15 protein-coding genes are annotated in these 16,602 nt (G+C 69.9%); 8 read left to right on the top strand and 7 right to left on the bottom strand.

From position 1 onward, the window contains the following. The first annotated feature begins 136 nt into the window (after positions 1-136). Genes QU663_RS03125 through QU663_RS03105 form a run of 5 tightly spaced genes read left to right on the top strand, consistent with a single transcriptional unit; the run spans position 137 to position 5,626 of the window. On the top strand, positions 137-1,396 hold the full coding sequence (locus QU663_RS03125) for a hypothetical protein (RefSeq protein ID WP_296494461.1): 1,260 nt from the start codon (positions 137-139) through the stop codon (positions 1,394-1,396). Then, the gene (locus tag QU663_RS03120; protein WP_021611581.1) at positions 1,393-2,025 is read left to right on the top strand and encodes a DUF4129 domain-containing protein; all 633 of its coding nucleotides are present in this window, start codon (positions 1,393-1,395) and stop codon (positions 2,023-2,025) included. The genes QU663_RS03125 and QU663_RS03120 overlap by 4 nt, the downstream gene beginning before the upstream one ends. Then, complete coding sequence (locus QU663_RS03115) at positions 2,022-3,170, top strand: DUF4350 domain-containing protein (protein ID WP_021611582.1); 1,149 nt, start codon at positions 2,022-2,024, stop codon at positions 3,168-3,170. Before QU663_RS03120 ends, QU663_RS03115 begins: the two co-directional genes overlap by 4 nt. Beyond that, complete coding sequence (locus QU663_RS03110; RefSeq protein WP_084437407.1) at positions 3,163-4,287, top strand: MoxR family ATPase; 1,125 nt, start codon at positions 3,163-3,165, stop codon at positions 4,285-4,287. The genes QU663_RS03115 and QU663_RS03110 overlap by 8 nt, the downstream gene beginning before the upstream one ends. A 7-nt stretch (positions 4,288-4,294) precedes the next feature. Next, complete coding sequence (locus QU663_RS03105) at positions 4,295-5,626, top strand: DUF58 domain-containing protein (protein ID WP_021611584.1); 1,332 nt, start codon at positions 4,295-4,297, stop codon at positions 5,624-5,626. 28 nt (positions 5,627-5,654) lie between these two features. Here the strand turns inward: QU663_RS03105 and QU663_RS03100 are convergent, their stop codons facing one another. Next, positions 5,655-6,647, bottom strand: a complete 993-nt coding sequence (locus QU663_RS03100) for a stage II sporulation protein M (protein WP_021611585.1) — start codon at positions 6,645-6,647, stop codon at positions 5,655-5,657. Between the two features lie 18 nt (positions 6,648-6,665). Here QU663_RS03100 and QU663_RS03095 point away from each other — a divergent pair, with 18 nt between their 5' ends. Then, complete coding sequence (locus tag QU663_RS03095) at positions 6,666-7,499, top strand: RDD family protein (RefSeq protein WP_009056503.1); 834 nt, start codon at positions 6,666-6,668, stop codon at positions 7,497-7,499. Positions 7,500-7,502: 3 nt separating this feature from the next. Here the strand turns inward: QU663_RS03095 and QU663_RS03090 are convergent, their stop codons facing one another. Next, a complete protein-coding gene (locus QU663_RS03090; RefSeq protein ID WP_021611586.1) occupies positions 7,503-7,955 on the bottom strand; it encodes a DUF3499 domain-containing protein in 453 nt (150 codons plus the stop codon). 186 nt (positions 7,956-8,141) lie between these two features. On the opposite strand from QU663_RS03090, the gene QU663_RS03085 reads away from it, so the two are divergent. Further along, positions 8,142-8,447 (top strand): metallopeptidase family protein, encoded by a 306-nt coding sequence (locus QU663_RS03085; RefSeq protein WP_021611587.1) that lies wholly within the window; start codon positions 8,142-8,144, stop codon positions 8,445-8,447. Positions 8,448-8,527: 80 nt separating this feature from the next. On the opposite strand, the gene QU663_RS03080 is transcribed toward QU663_RS03085, so the two are convergent. From QU663_RS03080 to QU663_RS03070, 3 genes are read right to left on the bottom strand one after another with little or no spacing between them, the layout of a single operon-like run. Further along, positions 8,528-10,063: a DUF5719 family protein gene (locus QU663_RS03080; protein WP_021611588.1), complete on the bottom strand. Its 1,536-nt coding sequence runs from the start codon at positions 10,061-10,063 to the stop codon at positions 8,528-8,530. After that, positions 10,060-13,215: a glycosyltransferase family 2 protein gene (locus QU663_RS03075; protein ID WP_304990671.1), complete on the bottom strand. Its 3,156-nt coding sequence runs from the start codon at positions 13,213-13,215 to the stop codon at positions 10,060-10,062. The genes QU663_RS03080 and QU663_RS03075 overlap by 4 nt, the downstream gene beginning before the upstream one ends. Continuing rightward, positions 13,212-13,508, bottom strand: a complete 297-nt coding sequence (locus tag QU663_RS03070; RefSeq protein ID WP_009057337.1) for a WhiB family transcriptional regulator — start codon at positions 13,506-13,508, stop codon at positions 13,212-13,214. Before QU663_RS03070 ends, QU663_RS03075 begins: the two co-directional genes overlap by 4 nt. 311 nt (positions 13,509-13,819) lie before the next feature. Here QU663_RS03070 and QU663_RS03065 point away from each other — a divergent pair, with 311 nt between their 5' ends. Further along, the gene (locus tag QU663_RS03065; RefSeq protein ID WP_034480730.1) at positions 13,820-14,431 is read left to right on the top strand and encodes a hypothetical protein; all 612 of its coding nucleotides are present in this window, start codon (positions 13,820-13,822) and stop codon (positions 14,429-14,431) included. Between the two features lie 3 nt (positions 14,432-14,434). On the opposite strand, the gene QU663_RS03060 is transcribed toward QU663_RS03065, so the two are convergent. Both QU663_RS03060 and rfbB read right to left on the bottom strand, forming a co-directional pair. Next, positions 14,435-15,355 carry a glycosyltransferase gene (locus QU663_RS03060; RefSeq protein WP_021611341.1) on the bottom strand — a complete coding sequence of 307 codons (921 nt, stop codon included), beginning with the start codon at positions 15,353-15,355 and terminating at the stop codon, positions 14,435-14,437. A gap of 58 nt (positions 15,356-15,413) precedes the next feature. Beyond that, complete coding sequence (gene rfbB / locus QU663_RS03055) at positions 15,414-16,421, bottom strand: dTDP-glucose 4,6-dehydratase (protein ID WP_009057343.1); 1,008 nt, start codon at positions 16,419-16,421, stop codon at positions 15,414-15,416. Positions 16,422-16,602: the final 181 nt, after the last annotated feature.

Raw genomic sequence — 16,602 nt, 5'->3', positions numbered from 1 at the left:
ACGATAGTGTCACGAATTCGTCACGGATGCAGGAGATTCGACCGGCGCCGCCGCATTTTTTTACCGACAAGAGGTGTCACCCCATCCGTTGCTATGGCAGGATTGAGACTAGTACAACACCGAGATGCTGGAGGCAATGATGAGTTCGCCGTGGATGTCCCCCGATCCGACCGACTCCGCCCGGGAGCGCTCCAAGCAGTCGAGCGCCCAGCCCGGCTTCGTCGCACCCGGCGCCCAGCCCGGCTTCGTCGCACCCGGCACCCAGCCCACCCAGCCCGGCCAGCCCGGCTTCGTCGCACCCGGCACCCAGCCCGTTTCCCCCCTCCCCTCCCCTCAGAACGGGCAGCCGCGGCCCGATGCGGGACCCGGCGCCTCCGGCTACAGCCAATCGACCTCCTGGGCGTGGGCCGCCAAACCCGGCATCATCGCGCTGCGCCCGCTGACCCTCTCGGATCTGATGAGCGGCTCCTTCGCCGCGCTGCGCCGCAACCCCAAGGTTCTCTTCGGCTACACGATCCTCATCATGGCGATCGTGGCCCTCGTGAACGGCCTGGCCGTTTTCATACCTTTCTACTCGCTCATGTCACTGAGCGAGTCCACGTCTGACCCGCAGGCCTCGTACAGCGACGTCCTCGCATCGTCCTCCCTGTCCCTCATCTCCATGCTCCTGGGCTACGTGGTCCTCTTCCTGGCGACCTTCCTCGGAGCAGCGCTCATCAACGGAGTCTTGTCGGTAACGGTCTCGCAGATGGTGATCGGCACGAAGATCACCTTCGGCCAGGCATGGTCCATGGTCAGGGGCCGCCTCCTGCCAATGATCGGGGCGTCCTTCCTCCTCTTCCTCATCATCGCCATCCCCATGATCCTGTGGGCCGTAGGCTTCCTGGCCATGCTGATCCAAGGCATCGAATCCGATATCGCGTATTCGCTCGCCGGCGTGATGTTCTTGATCGGACTGCCTCTCTTGCTCGCCTTGTACTCGCTGAGCGTGCGTTTCCTGTACGCGCCGATCTGCGCGGTCCTCGAACACAAGGGCCCCATTCAGTCCCTCAAGCGCTCGTGGACCCTGACCTCCGGCGCCTTCTGGATGACGCTCGGCCGCGTGCTCCTCATCGGCGTTGTGTGCGGCGTGATCATCAATATCATCAGCACGCTGATCAGCGTCATCGTCATGGGTGCCGGCTTCGCGTTCCTCAGCTCCGCGTCCTTTGACGACCCCAACACTGCGTGGAGTTTTGTCGTGCTCCTCATCATCACGAGCGCCCTGCAGACCCTTGTCTACAGCCTCGTGTTACCGATCATGTCGGCGTATCAGACGCTCATGTACGTGGACCAGAAGATCCGCAAGGAAAACTTCGCCATCGTCCTCGCGCAGGCAAGCCAGGGTCGGGGGTGACTCACGTGCTCGCGTGCGGCGCTCCCCTGACGCCCGACAACGACGAGGCTCAGTCCTGGCTGAGCGAGGAACTGTCGCGCGCGGAATACAACGCCGACTCGAATCCCATCGCGCGCTTCATCCAGTCCTTCCTCGATGGCCTCTCGAAGGCCACCTCCTGGAGCGGCACCGGCGCACCTCCGATCTCGCTGGTCCTCATCATCCTGGGCATCATCGCGCTCGCGGCCATCATCATCGCACTGATTCTCAACCCGATTCGCCTGCGGTCGCGGGCCTCGCACTCCGTCTTCGAGGAGGAGACCACCGCGGAGGACGTGCGCGCGTCCCTGGACGAGGCCGTGGCGGCCGGGGACTGGAACCTGGCCTACGTGTGGTCCTACCGCCTGCTGGTCCTGGGACTGGACACGGCCGATGTCGTCTCCTCCACGCCCGGCCTGACGGCGAAAGAAGCCGCGGATGCGGCGACGCGACTCGCCACCGAGTACGGTCAACAGCTCGGGCACCACGCCCGCACCTTCGACCGCGTCCGCTACGGTCATTCCTCCGTGTCGCGTGAAGACGTGGACGCGCTGCGCGAACTCGCGCCTCTCGTTGTGCACGCCTGCCAGCGGGCCCAGGAGAACGCATGAAAGCCACGCAGGTCCAGATCGTGAGCCCCACGGCCCGCGAGCGCGTGAGCGCGGCGCGTCCGGCGATCATGATTGTCGTTTTCCTCCTCCTCGTGTGCATCGGGATTGCTTTTCTTCCCCGCGCGGGCTTTGACTCCACGCCCGTCGGCATACGCAACCCCCTGGGGGACGGTGCGCGCGCCCTGGCGCAGGTGCTGGAGCGCCACGGGGTCTCGGTGCGCGAGGTCGGTGCGCGTGAGGCGACGACGGTGGACGAGCACACGACCCTCGTCGTCGTCTTCCCCTCCCGCATGTCACCCTCCGTGCGCGCCGGGATCTCGACGCGAGCCAACGTCGTCTACATCGGGCTCGAGCAGGAATACGGGTCCTCGCCCTCCTACCTGGACGGCCTCACGTCCTCGCGCGCATGGAAGGCACCCGAACGAACCTCGCCGGGGTGTTCCTCCGAGGCGGCCAACCGCGCCCGTTCCCTGACGTCTTCCAACTACACGGTCTCGAACGGCGGCTCCGGTTGGCAGCTGTGCTTCACCGCCGACGGACAGGAATACGCCTACGCGGAGCGTTCCGAGCCCGGCAGGTTCCGCGCCGTCATCCCCGATTCGCTGCGCGTGCGCAACCGCGCGATCCTGGATGAGGGCAACGCCGCGCTCGCCCTCAACGCGATCGGCCGCACCGACAAGGTCGCCTGGTACGTCGTCACCTCCGACGATTCCATGTCGCAGGAAGACCCCGTCCTCACTGAGTCGCCCTACCTGGCCCCCGCCTTCCTCATGGTCATCGGAGCTGTTCTGCTGGCCTCCCTGGCGCGCGGCAAGCGCCTGGGCCCCCTAACACCGGAGCGCCTGCCCATCGAGGTTCCGGCGGCGGAAACCCTCGTTGGTAAGGCGCGACTCATGCGATCCCAGCGCTCCTACGCGCACGCCGCCACGGCCCTGCGCTCCGCCACGGCCTCGCGCATCGCATCCACGCTCGGCGTCGCACACAGCGCCGACCGCGAGGCGCTGGTTCGCGCCATCGAAGCGCGAGGCCTGCCCCCCTCCCGCTACGAGACGCTGCTGTGGGGACCTCCCCCGACCTCCGAAGCGGACCTCGTCCAACTCGCCAACGACCTCGACGCCCTCGAGAAGGAGATACGCCATGACTAGCCCCATGCCCACCCCGCAGTACGGTCCCACCGGGGCCGGCGCAGTCCCTCCCGGCGGGTACGCGCCCCGCGGCGGCGCCAACCTGGCCGCGCCCGCCCAGGGGGCCCCGGCCTCGTTCACTGCCCCCACGGGCGAAGGATGGTCGGGCCGTTCCCTGAGCGAAGCCGAGAAGAACACGCAGGGGGCGCTCCTGGCGCTCAAGGCCGAAATCGGCAAGGCCGTTGTCGGCCAGGACGGGGCGACCACCGGCCTCATCGTGGCCCTCGTCGCGGGCGGGCATGCCCTGCTGGAGGGCGTCCCGGGCGTCGCCAAGACCCTCCTGGTGCGCACCCTCGCGCGAGCCCTCGACGTCGAGATGGCGCGCATCCAGTTCACCCCCGACCTGATGCCCGCCGACATCACCGGCTCGATGGTGTGGGACGCGGGGCGCTCCGAGTTCGTCTTCCGCGAAGGTCCCGTCTTCACGAATCTCCTCCTCGCCGACGAAATCAACCGCACGCCCCCCAAGACGCAGTCCGCGCTCCTGGAGTCCATGGAGGAACACACCGTCTCCATCGACGGCGCGACCCGCGCGCTGCCTGACCCCTTCATGGTGATCGCGACTCAGAACCCCGTCGAATACGAGGGCACCTACCCGCTGCCCGAAGCCCAGCTGGACCGCTTCCTCGTCAAGCTCGAGCTGCCCCTTCCTTCGCGTGAGGCGGAGATCGACATCGTCGCACGCCATCAGGCGGGTTTTAACCCCATGTCCCTGGCCGAGGCCGGCATCCGCCCGGTCGCGGGTGCCGCCGACATCCACGCCGCCGCCGTGGCCGCCTCTCGCGTCGAGATCGCGCCCGCCGTCATGGCCTACCTGGTCGACGTGTGCCGCGCGACGCGCACCTCCCCCGCCGTGCGCCTCGGGGTCTCCCCGCGTGGCGCCACCGCCCTGCTGCGCACCTCGCGCGTCTGGGCGTTCCTGCAGGGCCGAGGCTTCGTCACCCCCGACGACGTCAAGACGATGGCGCCCGTGACGCTCGCGCACCGCCTGGGGCTGCGTGCCGAGGCCAACCTCGAGGGCATCACGGCCACCGACGTCGTCTCGGGCGTCCTCGCGGCGACCCCGGTCCCCCGCTGAGGCCTCCATGATCGTCTCGGCGCGCAGCGCGCTCCTCGTCCTCGTCGGGCTCATCCCGCTCGCGTTCGCCCCCTCGCGGGCCTTCGCGTGGGGCTGGTTTGGCATCATCGTCGCCACCTGCGTGCTCGACGCGCTCGGCGCCCCCTCGCCGCGCACCCTGCGCCTGCGGCGCGAGGTGACCGGCCCGATCCGCGCCGACCAGACGACCACGGCCACCCTGCGCCTGTCCAACACGACGAAGCGGCGCATGAGCCTGGACGTGCGCGACGCGTGGCCGCCCTCCCTGCGCCCCTCGCCGCCGCGCCGACGCGTGTCCATCGGTGGGCGAGGCGCCGAGAAGATCTCCACGACGCTGTCGCCGACGCGCCGCGGAACCCGTCACGCCGACGTGGTCACGATCCGTTCCTGGGGGCCGCTACACCTGGGCGCACGACAGGTATCCATCGCGGCGCCCCTGACGCTGTCGGTCCTGCCCGAGTTCAAGGCGCGCGTCCTGCTGCCCTCGCGCCTGGCCCGACTGCACGAGCTGGAGGGCACCACCCCGACGACGCTGCGCGGGGCCGGAACGGAGTTCGATTCGCTGCGCGCCTATGTCCTGGGCGACGACCCCCGCGACATCGACTGGAGGGCCTCGGCGCGCGCGCCCGAACTCATGGTGCGCCAGTGGCGTCCCGAACGCGACCGCCACGTCGTCATCGTCGTGGACTGCGGGCGTGCCGCGTCGGCGCTGCTGGGCGCCCCCGAGCGCATGGAGGTGGATTCCATCGCCCTGGGCTGCGCGCCGCGCCTGGACTCCTCTATCGAGACGGCGTTCCTCCTCGCTGCGCTCGCCGACCGCGCGGGCGACAAGGTCCACGTCCTGGCAGTGGACTCACACGTTCGTGCCCGCGTTTCCGGAGTGCGCGGCCCGAAGATCATCGAGACGCTCGCTCGCACCTTCACGGACATCTCCGCGCGCCTGGACGTGACCGACTGGTCGCAGGTCGCGGCCACCGTCGAGCAGACGGTGCACCATTCGGCCTTCGTCGTTATCGCCACGAAGATCCCACCCGCGGGCATGGAGACAGAGTTCACGGATGCCCTGTCGCGCCTGACCGAGCGTCACACGGTGCTCGTGGCCTCGGCGACGGACCCGGACGAGCTGCGCGCGCGCCGTGGCCGCGCGGACGCCGAGGAGGTCTTTTTGGCGGCCTCAGCAGCCCTCTCCCAGCGCGCGGACGAGGCCGGGGCGGCCGACGTGCGCCTCGCCGGCGCCCTCACGCTCCAGGCCTCCGCCGACCTGCTGCCCGCCCGCACGGCTGATCGCTACATCGAGCTGAAGAAGAGCGGGCGCCTCTAGCGGGCGCCTCTAGCGGGCGAGCGGGGACCTAGCCGGAGACCGGCTGATAGTAGCCGGCGTCGGTGCCGACGTCGGAGCTTAGCCCGGCCCGATCGGCGCGGTGCCCGAGGAGGAGGATGTAGGCCCAGGCCGCCGCCGTCAGGAGGAGGCCGAGGGAAATCTTGAGGGCGTCGGGCAGCTCGGAGGGCGTCACGAAGCCCTCCAGGAATCCGCTACCCGCCAGCAGGATCGCGCACCCCACCGCCACGGTCATCGCGGCTCGCGCCGCCTGCCCGACGGCCTGGAAGCGCGACGCGGGGCCCGGGACCAGGAACGCCCAGAAGATCCGCAGCCCGGCCGCGATCGAGATGAACACCGCGGTCAGCTCGGGCACGCCGTGGGGCAGGATGAAGCGGAAGAAGTGCCACGCGCCCCCATAGGTGATGACGACCGCGGCGGAGGTCCCCAGTGAGACCGCGTTGTCCCACAGTATTTTGAGGGGGAAGAAGCCGGTGATGCCGGTTCCGATGCTGATCAGGGTGATCCAGGCGTTGTTCGCCCACACGGACACGCCGAATTCCGCGTGCGTGTCCTGGCTGTAATACTCGACGAACTCGGACTGCGCGTAGGTGCGTAGCCTCTCGGGGCTGCCCAGCTCGTTCATGGCCTCGGGGGTTGTCATCATGTAGTGGGCCTGGATCGCGCACAGCGCGATGAAGACGGCCATCACCCCCAGGATCACCCAGCGGATGCGGTACAGGGCCAGCGGCAGGGAGACGACGAAGAAGCGGGCGATGACGGCGCCCGTGAGGCCGCCGGTGCCCGCCAGGCGCCCGCGCGCGGCCGACAGGATGCGCGAGAGTTCGGCGATGACGTCGGGGTCGGGACTCACCGTGCGCACGCGCGCCAGGTCCGTGGTAGCGCTGCGGTAGAGGCGGTCGAGCTCGTCGATGTCCTCGCCACTCAGTACGCGGGCGCGCGTGAGCTCATCGAGACGTTTCCACTGGTTTTTTCCGCTTACCCGCAGCACATCGATGTCCATTGGACTAGCGTGTCACATATGAGCGCGCAACGCATCGAGTCGAGCGACTTTCAGGATGATTACGTCCGCACTGGCGAGGCGGTGAGTCTTGACGTCTCCCCCGCGTCTCCGATGGAGAGGATCGCCTCCGCCACGATCGACGGGACGACGTATGTGGGCGCCATGTTCATCCTCATCTTGATCGCGACCAAGACCTGGTCGGGCGACTCAGAATCGGCTCTGCGCATCTTCATCATTGCCCTCACCTCTTCCACCTTGTTCTTCGTCCCCTTCGCGGTCGAGGTTGCCACCGGCGGGCGTTCGCTGGGCAAGTGGGCGATGAACCTGCGCGTCGTGCGCGACGACGGTGGCCCCATCACGGCGCGCCACAGTGCGGTTCGTGTCGGGGTGGGGATCGTGGAAAACTGGTTGTCCCTCGGAGCCATCGCCCTCGCGTCGGAGTTTTTGAGTTCCAAGGGCAAGCGTCTGGGTGACCTGGCCGCCGGGACGATGGTGTGTTCGCAGGGCTCCGCTGTCTTCTATCCGCCGCTCGTGATGCCCCCGGGGCTTGAGGTGTGGGCTGCCACTGCGACGATCCTGCCCCTGGATGATGAGCTCGTCGCCGAGGCTCGCGCGTTCTTGGGCACGAACCGCTCCCTGAACAGGGCGCTGAGGATCCAGGTCGCGACCTCACTGGCGGATCGCCTCTCCCGGCGCGTGCAGACTCCCCTGCCCGAGGGGCTTCACCCTGAGCTCGTGATTGCCGCCGTACTGGTGGCACGCAGGGATCGGGAGTGGTGGCGCGAGATCGAGCGGCGTCACCGGGGCGCGCAACGCTTCCACGAGGCGACCAAGCCCCGCTTCGGCCTGTAGCGCTCAGTCCCGGCCGGCCCCCTCCTCGCCGTCGACGACGGTGAATTGGGCGCGCCGACGCGCATACGGGCTGGAGGGATCCAGGGGGCTGGAGGTGTCGGGGTTTCCCACGGAGCGCGCCGAAGCGTAGGGCCCGGTGCGTGGGGTGCGCGCGTTTGGGGCCGAGGCCGGGGCCTGCTGGGCTTCTTGGGCGACCCTTCGGACGGCATCGACCAGAGCAGCGAGGTCATCGCCCGAGGGCGGGGCGGGCTCGAAGGTGGTGGCCAGGCGCACGACCTGCCAGCCCAGGGGCGCCTTCAGGTTCTGGGCATGTTCGTCGCACAGGTCGTAGGAGTTGGGGTCCGCGACGGTGGCGAGGGGGCCGACGACGACCGTGGAGTCACGGTAGTCGTAGGTGAGGGTGGCGACGGCGACGGCGGAGCAGCCGGGCTTCGAGCAGTGTCGTTGGGCAATCACGCCCCTAAGAGTACGACACTCTGTGCCCGCATCGCGCGCTCCAGCACGCCGTGGTCCTACGCTGGTGGGGTGTGTGCGAGCCGACGCTATGTTTCGAGCCGCGACCGGCACGGTCGCGGTCCTCGCGGTCCCCTCTTTTTCCCGGGGACCCCTGCCTGGCGCACGCGCCGGGAGGACTTTGATCTGATGGTCGGCGAGCTCGTGTCGGAGCTGATCGGGCGCTGGCCGCAGGTCGCGACGATCGAGTTCGCGGTCGAGGACGTTCCCCCGTCGAATCCCGCGTCCTGGGAGTCTCACAACGTCGTCGTGGCCCGCATTTTTCCGGCGGATCGACGCCGGGGTTTGCGTGACCGAATCGTCGTGTATCGCCTGCCCATTACGCTGCGCTGTCCGCTCGAGGAGGTGGGTGTGGTGACCCGCCGGGTCCTGGTGGAGCGGATCAGTCACATCCTGGCGCTGCCGCCCGACGAGATTGACGACGCGATGCGCTGAGGCGCTGGCGCCGCGGGCCTCGCCAGTGGCCCCGTCGGTTCCCCGTCGCGCGGGCCTCGCTAGGAGGGGCGCGGACCTGGTCAGTTGTTGGTGCGGATGGATCCGTGCACCGCGCTGATGCCTTCGGTGCCCACGTTCCAGGTCGTGCTCATGCGCCCGACTGCCGTGTCGGCGGAGACGACGACGGCGGCCTGGATGGGGGAATCGGCGTTGATCTGAGCGGCTTCCTCGGGCAGCTCGACGAGAGTGGGCACTCCGGGGGCAATCGACACGGTGCGTCCGCCAACGGTCACCGTGACGGCGCCGGGGGTGGAGGGGCTGGTGCCGGTGGACTGGGCGGCGCCCCGGTCTCCGGACTGCGCGCTCGTGGCCGCGGGTGAGGGGGAGGCCCAGATGTTCGGGGTCGCCGTGGGCGCGGGTGTGCCGGACTGCTCGTCGCCGTCCTGCCGGGAGGCCTCGGCACCGGTGGCTGGCGCGTAGAGCAGCAGGCTGGCGCGCGTCGCGCTCACCCCGGAGTCCGTCGCCACCGAGGTGTCGCGGATCGGCGAGGTGGACAGCACCTGCGTCGCCATGGACTCCAGGGTGCGCCGACCGGGGATGTCGGCCTGCGTGAGCGAGGTGGCGGGCGCAGCATTGGAGCGCATGACCCATGCGTTCGCGCGCTCGGCCCACGGGGCGCCCAGCGTGATCGTGGTCGTCTGCGCGACGATCTCCCGGTCGGAGGAAACGATGAGGGCGATCGGCGTGGAGTCCTTGGAGGCGCCGTCCAGGGGCATCTCGAGGGTGCTGCCCTGGGCCACCGTCGCCTGCCCGCCGCCGAGGGGGTGAACGCCGTCGGAGTCCGCGACGGACACGGCGACGTGCGCCTCGCCCGAGGGGGCGAGAAGGCGCAGCAGGGAGGTACCCGAGGGGTCGACACCGAGGATCGTCTGGGTGGTCGCCGGGACGACCGCCGAGGCGAGCGTCGTGCCCTGGGGGATCTCGCCGTTCATGAGCGAGGCTTGGGCCCAGGCGGCGACGCCTCCCCCGTCGGCCTGCACGTGGACCGCGAGGGAACCTTCGTCGGGGAACCATCCGGCCAGCAGCACGGACACGGTCGTCCCGGCGGCGACGGTCACCTGACGCGGGGAGGCGTTGATGGGGCCGGTCGCTCCGTACCCATCGACGCTGACGACCGAGGCTGTGGGGCCGGGGTTGGACAGGATCAGGACCATGTCGGCGCCGGAGGTGGTGGCGCCCACGGCGATCCACTGGGAGGTACGCGGGGCTGCGCAGCCGACGGCGCTGAGCCCGGCGAGTTCACCGCCGCCCTGCCCCGCGAGGGTCAGCGCGGTCGGGATGACGCCGCCGACGCCGGTCACCGAGGCCGGAGCCGGGCTGATCGGGGTGCGTGACAGGGAGGACCATGTGGTCGCGGCCGCGACGTTCGTCGTGTTGAAGGGGTCGACGAGGCCGGTGGGGCAGGCGAGCTGGACCTGCGAGGGGTGGGCGCTCTGATCACTGCCCTCGACACTCGCGGGAGCGGAGTCGATCAACAGGGACCCAGAGGCGAGCACCGTGGCCCCGAGCCCGGCGAGCGCGATGGCACCCAGGGAGGCAATCCGGTGCACGTTCATCTCTTCCTCCACGCGGATAGTGCGCTGGCCGCTGCGATGACCAGGCTGATGCCTGAGGCGATGCGCCAGGGGATGATCCACCAGGCGTCGTAGCTGACGGTGAGGTGACCGGCGGCGGGCATGTCGAAGGCCTGCGCCCACCCGTCGACCGGGTCGGCGGCCGCGAGGGGGACTCCGTCGACGAAGGCTCGCCAGCCCGAGTCGGCGCGTTCGGCCAGGACGAGGGTACCGATGGCGTTGACGTCGCCGTCGACGCGCAGCTGGGAGGCGCCCACGGGGCTGGTGACGCCCGCGGGGGATTCGACGCGCACGCGCGAGGGCGTGGTCGCGTCCGGGCGCACGCGCCACACCGTCCCGGAGTTGGTGTCGCCGACCTTCTCCAGGCCGGCCGCACGGTCGAGGCCGAAGGCGAGGGCCTGGGCGCCGCTGGCGCCAAGGGGAACCAGGATCGTGTCGACGCCGTGGGCGGCGAGGGCGTCCACGGTGGCGTCATCGGGGTAGACGACGAGCGTGTAGGCCGCCTGCGCGAGCGAGGCCGTGGCCGGGTCGCTCACCGTGCCCGTGGCCGCACTGCGGCGGGCCCGGGCGAGGGCGAGGGCGCGCACGGAGGGCGAGGCATCCGTCAGGGACTGACCGGCGCCGCGCCACAGGGAGGCGTCGACGGTGCCGTTGGCGGGGTCTCCGTCCAGGACGAGGATGCGTCCGGCGCGAGGCGAACGCTGGGCCTGGGAGGCGACGGCGGAGACGATGGGCGTCCCCACGGGCGAGACCGTCTCGCGCTGGGCGAGCACGTAGGTCGGGGTCTGGGAGGCGTCCCCGCGTGCCGCGAAGGCTGCCGCGGACTGCGTGGCGCCCACCGCGAGGAGGGCGAGCGCGCCGAGGACCCCGGCGGCGCGCAGCGCGAGGGATCGGGGGCCGTCCCACGCGGCCACGGCCTCGTCGGTCGTGACCGGCGCGCCGACGCGAGCCGCGCACAGGAGCAGGAGGCCGTAGGACAGGGACAGGGCCGGGGACGTCCAGGCCGAGGCCACCCAGGCGCCGTCGAGGCCCACGCCGACGTGCGAGGCCGCCCACCCGGCTGCCGCGGCCACGAGCGCGCCGCACGCGAGGGCGCCGAGGGAGCGCGACCGGTGGCGCGCGAGCGCCAGGACGGCGAGGAGGACGCTCCCGGCGCCAAGGGCTCCCAGCACGGTCCCCTCAAGGACGCTGCGGGGGGCGGCCGGCATGCCGAGAAGGGCCATCCACGAGGAGGCGCGCGTGTAGGCGTGCACGCCACCGGTCGTGGAGGCGAGGGCAGGCCACGCCGAGGGGCGGGCGAGGATGGAGACGTAGGTGGGGGCGCACACGAGCGCGGCGGGAAGCGCGACGAGGGCGCGCCGACGCGAACGCCACACGAGCGCGATGAGGCTCGCCGCCACGGCGATGGGCGCGCAGCATCCGAGAACGAGAACCGCCAGGGCCGCGCAGCCGGCGTTCACGCCGCGCGGGCACACGGGGGCGCTGGTGACGCCGGAGGCGCCGTCCACGAGCAGGGGGCGGGCCTCGGGCGCGCAGTAGGCGGCCAGGACCGGCAGGGCCACATGTGCGAGTACGCCGGCCAGGACGCCGTGCATCGCGCTCACGAGGAGGGCGGGTGCGAGCGCCCAGGCCAGCGAGAGCAGAAATCGGACCCGCAGCGAGGAGGTCAGGGAGCGGGTGGGCACCCACGCGACCATCGCGGCCAAGGGCGAGGAAGCGACGAGGAGGAAGGTCGCGACCGCGCCGGGCGTGATGCCCAGGGGCGCCGCGGGGGCGCTGAGCAGGGCCAGGAGGATCGTCAGGGGGTCGGCGCCCCCGGCGTAGCCGTCGCCGCCCGGGATCCATCCGGACCACGCGGCGTTCCACAGCTCGGTCCACGAGGCGGGCGCAGAGACCCACGCGCCGCCGACGAGTCCGGAGCTCGACCCCCACCACTGGAGGGCCGCGAGAAGAGAGGTCAGGACGAGGAGACCGACGGCGGCGGACGCCGACCGAAGACGGTAGCGCCGCATCGAGGCGACGATGAGCGGGTCGATGCGTTCGCCGTGTTCATCCTCGTCGACGTGGGCTGGTTCTTTGCGCAGCGACGCGGGCGTCACCTCGAGAGAACGCAGCGCGGAGCGCGGAACGGTGCGGCTCTTGGCGGCCCGTGCGCGCCCGGCGAGCAGGCGCGGGGTCGCGCCCATCAGCGAGAGCAGCGCGGCGATCTCCGGCACGGCCAGGGAGGACCGGCCGGTGACGATGCGTCCGAGGGCACGGGCGGGGGTCCACACGAGGAGCCAGGCCGCCAGGAAGGGCAGGACGAGCGCCGGAGTGGCCTTGCACCAGTTGTATAGCTGCGCGAAGCGGCGCCGACGGAAGGACTTGGCCTGTTCGGCCTCACGGAGGGCGTCCGCCTCGGCGGGGTCGGCCGACGCGGTAGTATCCGGGGCGGCGCCGGCCTCGAGCGCGGGGGTGAGGGAGGCGCGGGCGTGACGCACGCGGGCGCGCGGGGCGACGATGACGCGGTAGCCGGCGAGGTGGAGGCGCCGTCCCATGTCGAGGCCGTCGCCGAAGGGTCCGAGGGCGGGGTCGAAGCCGTCGACGTCCCGGTAGGCCTCGGCGCGCAGGAGCATGCCGACGGTTCCGACGCCGAGTACGTCGGTCGTGCCGTCGTACTGGCCCTGGTCGATTTCCTCCTCGCCGATGCGCTCGAGGCGACGGGCGCTGGAGGTCGCGAAGATGCCGAGTTCGAGGAGACGCTGCCCGTCCCAGCTCAGCTGTTTAACTCCGACCGCGCCGACTGTTTTGCCGACGGCGGCGGCCTGGACGAGTTCGCTCAGGCACTCGGGCTCGGGCGCACAGTCGTCGTGGAGAATCCACCACCACTGGGCGGAGGCGAAGGGAGCACCCTGGGCCTGCGCGCGGCGAATGGCGTCTCCAAGGGTGCGCGCGCGGCCCACGCGCACGAGCTCGGCTCCGGCGGGGACGCGGTCGGCGGGGAAGGGGGTGACGTGGCGCCCGGCGACGTCAATGATGGTAAGGGAGTCCGGGGCCATCGATTGAGCATCGATGGCCCGAAGAACGGACTGGGTGAGCGGCGCGTCACCCCGGGTGACGAGGATGGCGCCGACGGAGCGCGACGTGGGAATCAACCGGCCATACGGCGCAGGCGCCGCCTCTCACGCTCGGACATGCCACCCCAGATACCGAAACGCTCATCGTTGGCGAGCGCGTACTCGAGGCAATCCTCGCGCACCTGGCATGCCTGACAAACAGCCTTGGCCTCGCGAGTGGAGCCGCCCTTTTCGGGGAAAAATGCTTCGGGATCCGTCTGCGCGCACAGTGCGTGCTGCTGCCACGCAAGGGGGCCGTCAACGCGGGCGTACAGCGCCGCATCGGCGTCCTCGGACCACTCGAGGGGTCCGTCACCGAAGATGTTCCACATGCGGAAGACTCCTTATAACGAATCGATCAATACGAGAATTACACGCGTGTCATTGCAGGAAGTCAAGCGGTTTCGCGTTATTGAGACCTTTAGAGTAGCACCTGACCCACCGGTAGATCCTTACAGTTTTGTAATGACTTCACAGTTACCCGGTACTTGGAAAGCCTGGGACCTTCGATATACTCACGACTATGAGCGACTTTGCAACAAATAATATGACGAGGCTCACTACCCTTGTCAGCATGATTAACGGATGGTCAGGACCCGCCCTCACCCAGTACGGACAGGAACGAGTCGAGCTGGGAGGACCCGTGGTCAGCAGATGGCTCTCCAAGATCGCCAATTACCTGACAAACGAGCTCGCCGCTGACCTCTTCGGCTCCGACGAACCGGCACCAACTCGCATCTACACGTCCCTTCAACCCTGGCAGGACGCGCTCTGGCAGATCGCCGCGCGCGCGATGGGATGGGAGCCCCTCGACACGCGACGGCCCCTGCCCGGCGATCTATTTGTGACAAATTCTCTGGGGTCCCAGGCACGCGACGCGCTGGCGGCCGGCGCCCACGTGCTCGCCCAGCCCCGCGCCTACCTGTCCTTCGCCTGGGACGCGCAGCTCGACGGGGCCGTGGACGCGCTGGCCGAGATCGCCACGGCACCCGACGCCCTCATCGTGGACACCCCCGACCTCCTGGCCAGCGCGCGGGACGAGGCCCTGGCGGGGCTACGCGCCCCAGAGGGAGTCAGCGGGTCGCGAGTCGCGCTCCTGTGGGAGGGACGCACCGGGGCAGGGCAAGTGCTCGACCAGTGGATGCGAGGGCGCAGCGTGGTCCTCATCGACCCCCACGTTGTTTCGCCGGAGCGCCTCCCCCAGATCCTGGCGACGGAGGCCGCGGACGCGGGGCTGGTCACTTACGCCCGCTAGCGGCTACCAGACGCGCAGGACGCGCGCGGCCGCGAGCTTGAGTCCCTCGAGGCGGTCGCGCCTGATCTGCGACCAGCGACGGGCAAAGCGCAGGCGGGCCCACTGCCCGTCGGCCTCAAGCTCGCGCAGGATCGCCGCGAGCTCGATGCGGCGCGGCGCGTCGAAGGTCCCCACGGCCAGGGCGGCGCGGCCCGTGCGGATGAACTGGTCGCGATAGAAGCCGTTGCGCAGCTTCTCCATGCGCGCGTCGCGAGCGCCCGCACCCGAATTGGCGCCCTGCACGTTGCCGCCGTGCTGGCGGTACTCCAGGGTTGGCTCCTCGCCGATCACCCAGGTCAGGCCGATCGCGCGCGCAAGGGCGTACACGTACCAGTCGTGCACGCCGATCTGGCTGTAGTCGAGCCGCGCGAGCACGCCGACGAGCGAGCGGTGCGCCTGCGGAGAAAACACGTATGTGGAGCCGGGCCCGGCCGCCTCGAAGAGGAAGTCCCAGTCGCGCTGCGGCTGCGACTTGCGGATCAGGCGGCGCTCCCCCACTCCACCGCCGGGCAGCGACTCGAAAGAAGTCACGTTGGAGGAGACGACATCCGCCCCCGTGGCAGCCATGAGGGCGAGCTGGGTGGCCAGCTTGTCCTCGTGCCAGACGTCGTCCTGGTCGGTGAAGGCGACGAAGGACCCGTCGAAGGGATGCGTCGTGAAGAGGTGCAGGAAGTTACCCGTCACGCCGGGGGCACCGTCGCGCTGAGGCAACACGGTGATGCGCGGGTCGGCCGCGGCGCGCTCTTCCAGGTGGGAGCGCGTCGCGTCCGTCGACGCGTCATCGGAGACGACGAGGGACACGTCCACGCCCACCTGGGCGAGCACGGAGTCCACCTGTTCGTCGAGCCACGCCCCGCCCTCGGCCATCCCGTTGTAGGTGGCCATGAGGACGGTGACGCGGGGGCGAGGCTGACCGTCGTCTCGGGTCACGCTACCCAAGGACTCAGTGCCCTTCGGCGGCGTACTTCGCCTCGACGGCCTCCTTGAGGGGAGCCCACCAGGCCTCGTTCTCGGTGTACCAGGCGATGGTGTCGGCCAGGCCGTCACGGAAGTTCGTGAAGCGCGGCTCCCAGCCGAGCTCGGTGACCAGCTTCGAGTTGTCGATCGCGTAGCGCAGGTCGTGGCCCGGGCGGTCGGTCACGTGATCGAAGTCGTCGGGGGCGTAGCCCATGAGCTCGTTGAGGATGGCGACGACGTCGCGGTTGTTCGTCTCGCCGTTCGCGCCGATCAGGTAGGTCTCGCCGATGCGGCCCTTCATGAGGATATCCCACACGGCCGTGTTGTGGTCGCGCACGTGGATCCAGTCGCGCACGTTCAGGCCGTCGCCGTACAGGCGGGGGCGCACGCCGCGCAGGCGGTTCGTGATCATGCGGGGGATGAACTTCTCGATGTGCTGGTAGGGACCGTAGTTGTTCGAGCAGTTCGAAATCGTGGCCTCCACGCCGAAAGAACGCACCCACGCGCGCACCAGCAGGTCCGAACCCGCCTTGGACGAGGAGTAGGGCGAGGAAGGGTTGTAGGGCGTGGTGGGCGTGAACTTCGCGGGATCGTCCAGCTCGAGATCGCCGTAGACCTCGTCCGTGGAGATGTGGTGGAAGCGCACCTTGTGGCGGCGCACGGCCTCCAGCAAGGTGAAGGTGCCCACCAGGTTCGTCTGAATGAAGGGCGAGGGGTCCAGCAGCGAGTTGTCGTTATGCGACTCGGCTGCGAAGTGAACAACAGCGTCCGCGCCGGCGACGACGCCGTCGACGAGGTCGGCGTCCGCGATGTCGCCCTCGACGACGCTCAGGCGCGCGGCCTGATCGGCGGGGATGTCAGTCAGGGAGGCGCGGTTGCCCGCGTAGGTGAACTTGTCCAGGACGACGACGTCAACGTCCGGATGGTCCTCCAGCAGCGTGTGAACGAAATTCGCTCCGATGAAGCCGGCGCCGCCGGTCACAACGATCTTCATGGGTATTCTCCTTTGCGCGCCCGTGGGCGTCCGAGGGTGGTTTTCACCGGTTTCCTGCCCACCATTATGCCGCACATTCACGGCAAACCCGACCCGCGACCCCCGCAGCCTCGTCGGATACGTCACTATTCGCCACGCACGAGGTCCCACTACTGCCGCACCGCGCTGCTACATTGGACGC

Source organism: Schaalia sp. HMT-172 (assembly GCF_030644365.1).
Taxonomy (GTDB): domain Bacteria; phylum Actinomycetota; class Actinomycetes; order Actinomycetales; family Actinomycetaceae; genus Pauljensenia.
Note: the sequence above shows the minus strand (reverse complement) of the source record. Positions and strands in the feature narration are given on the sequence as shown.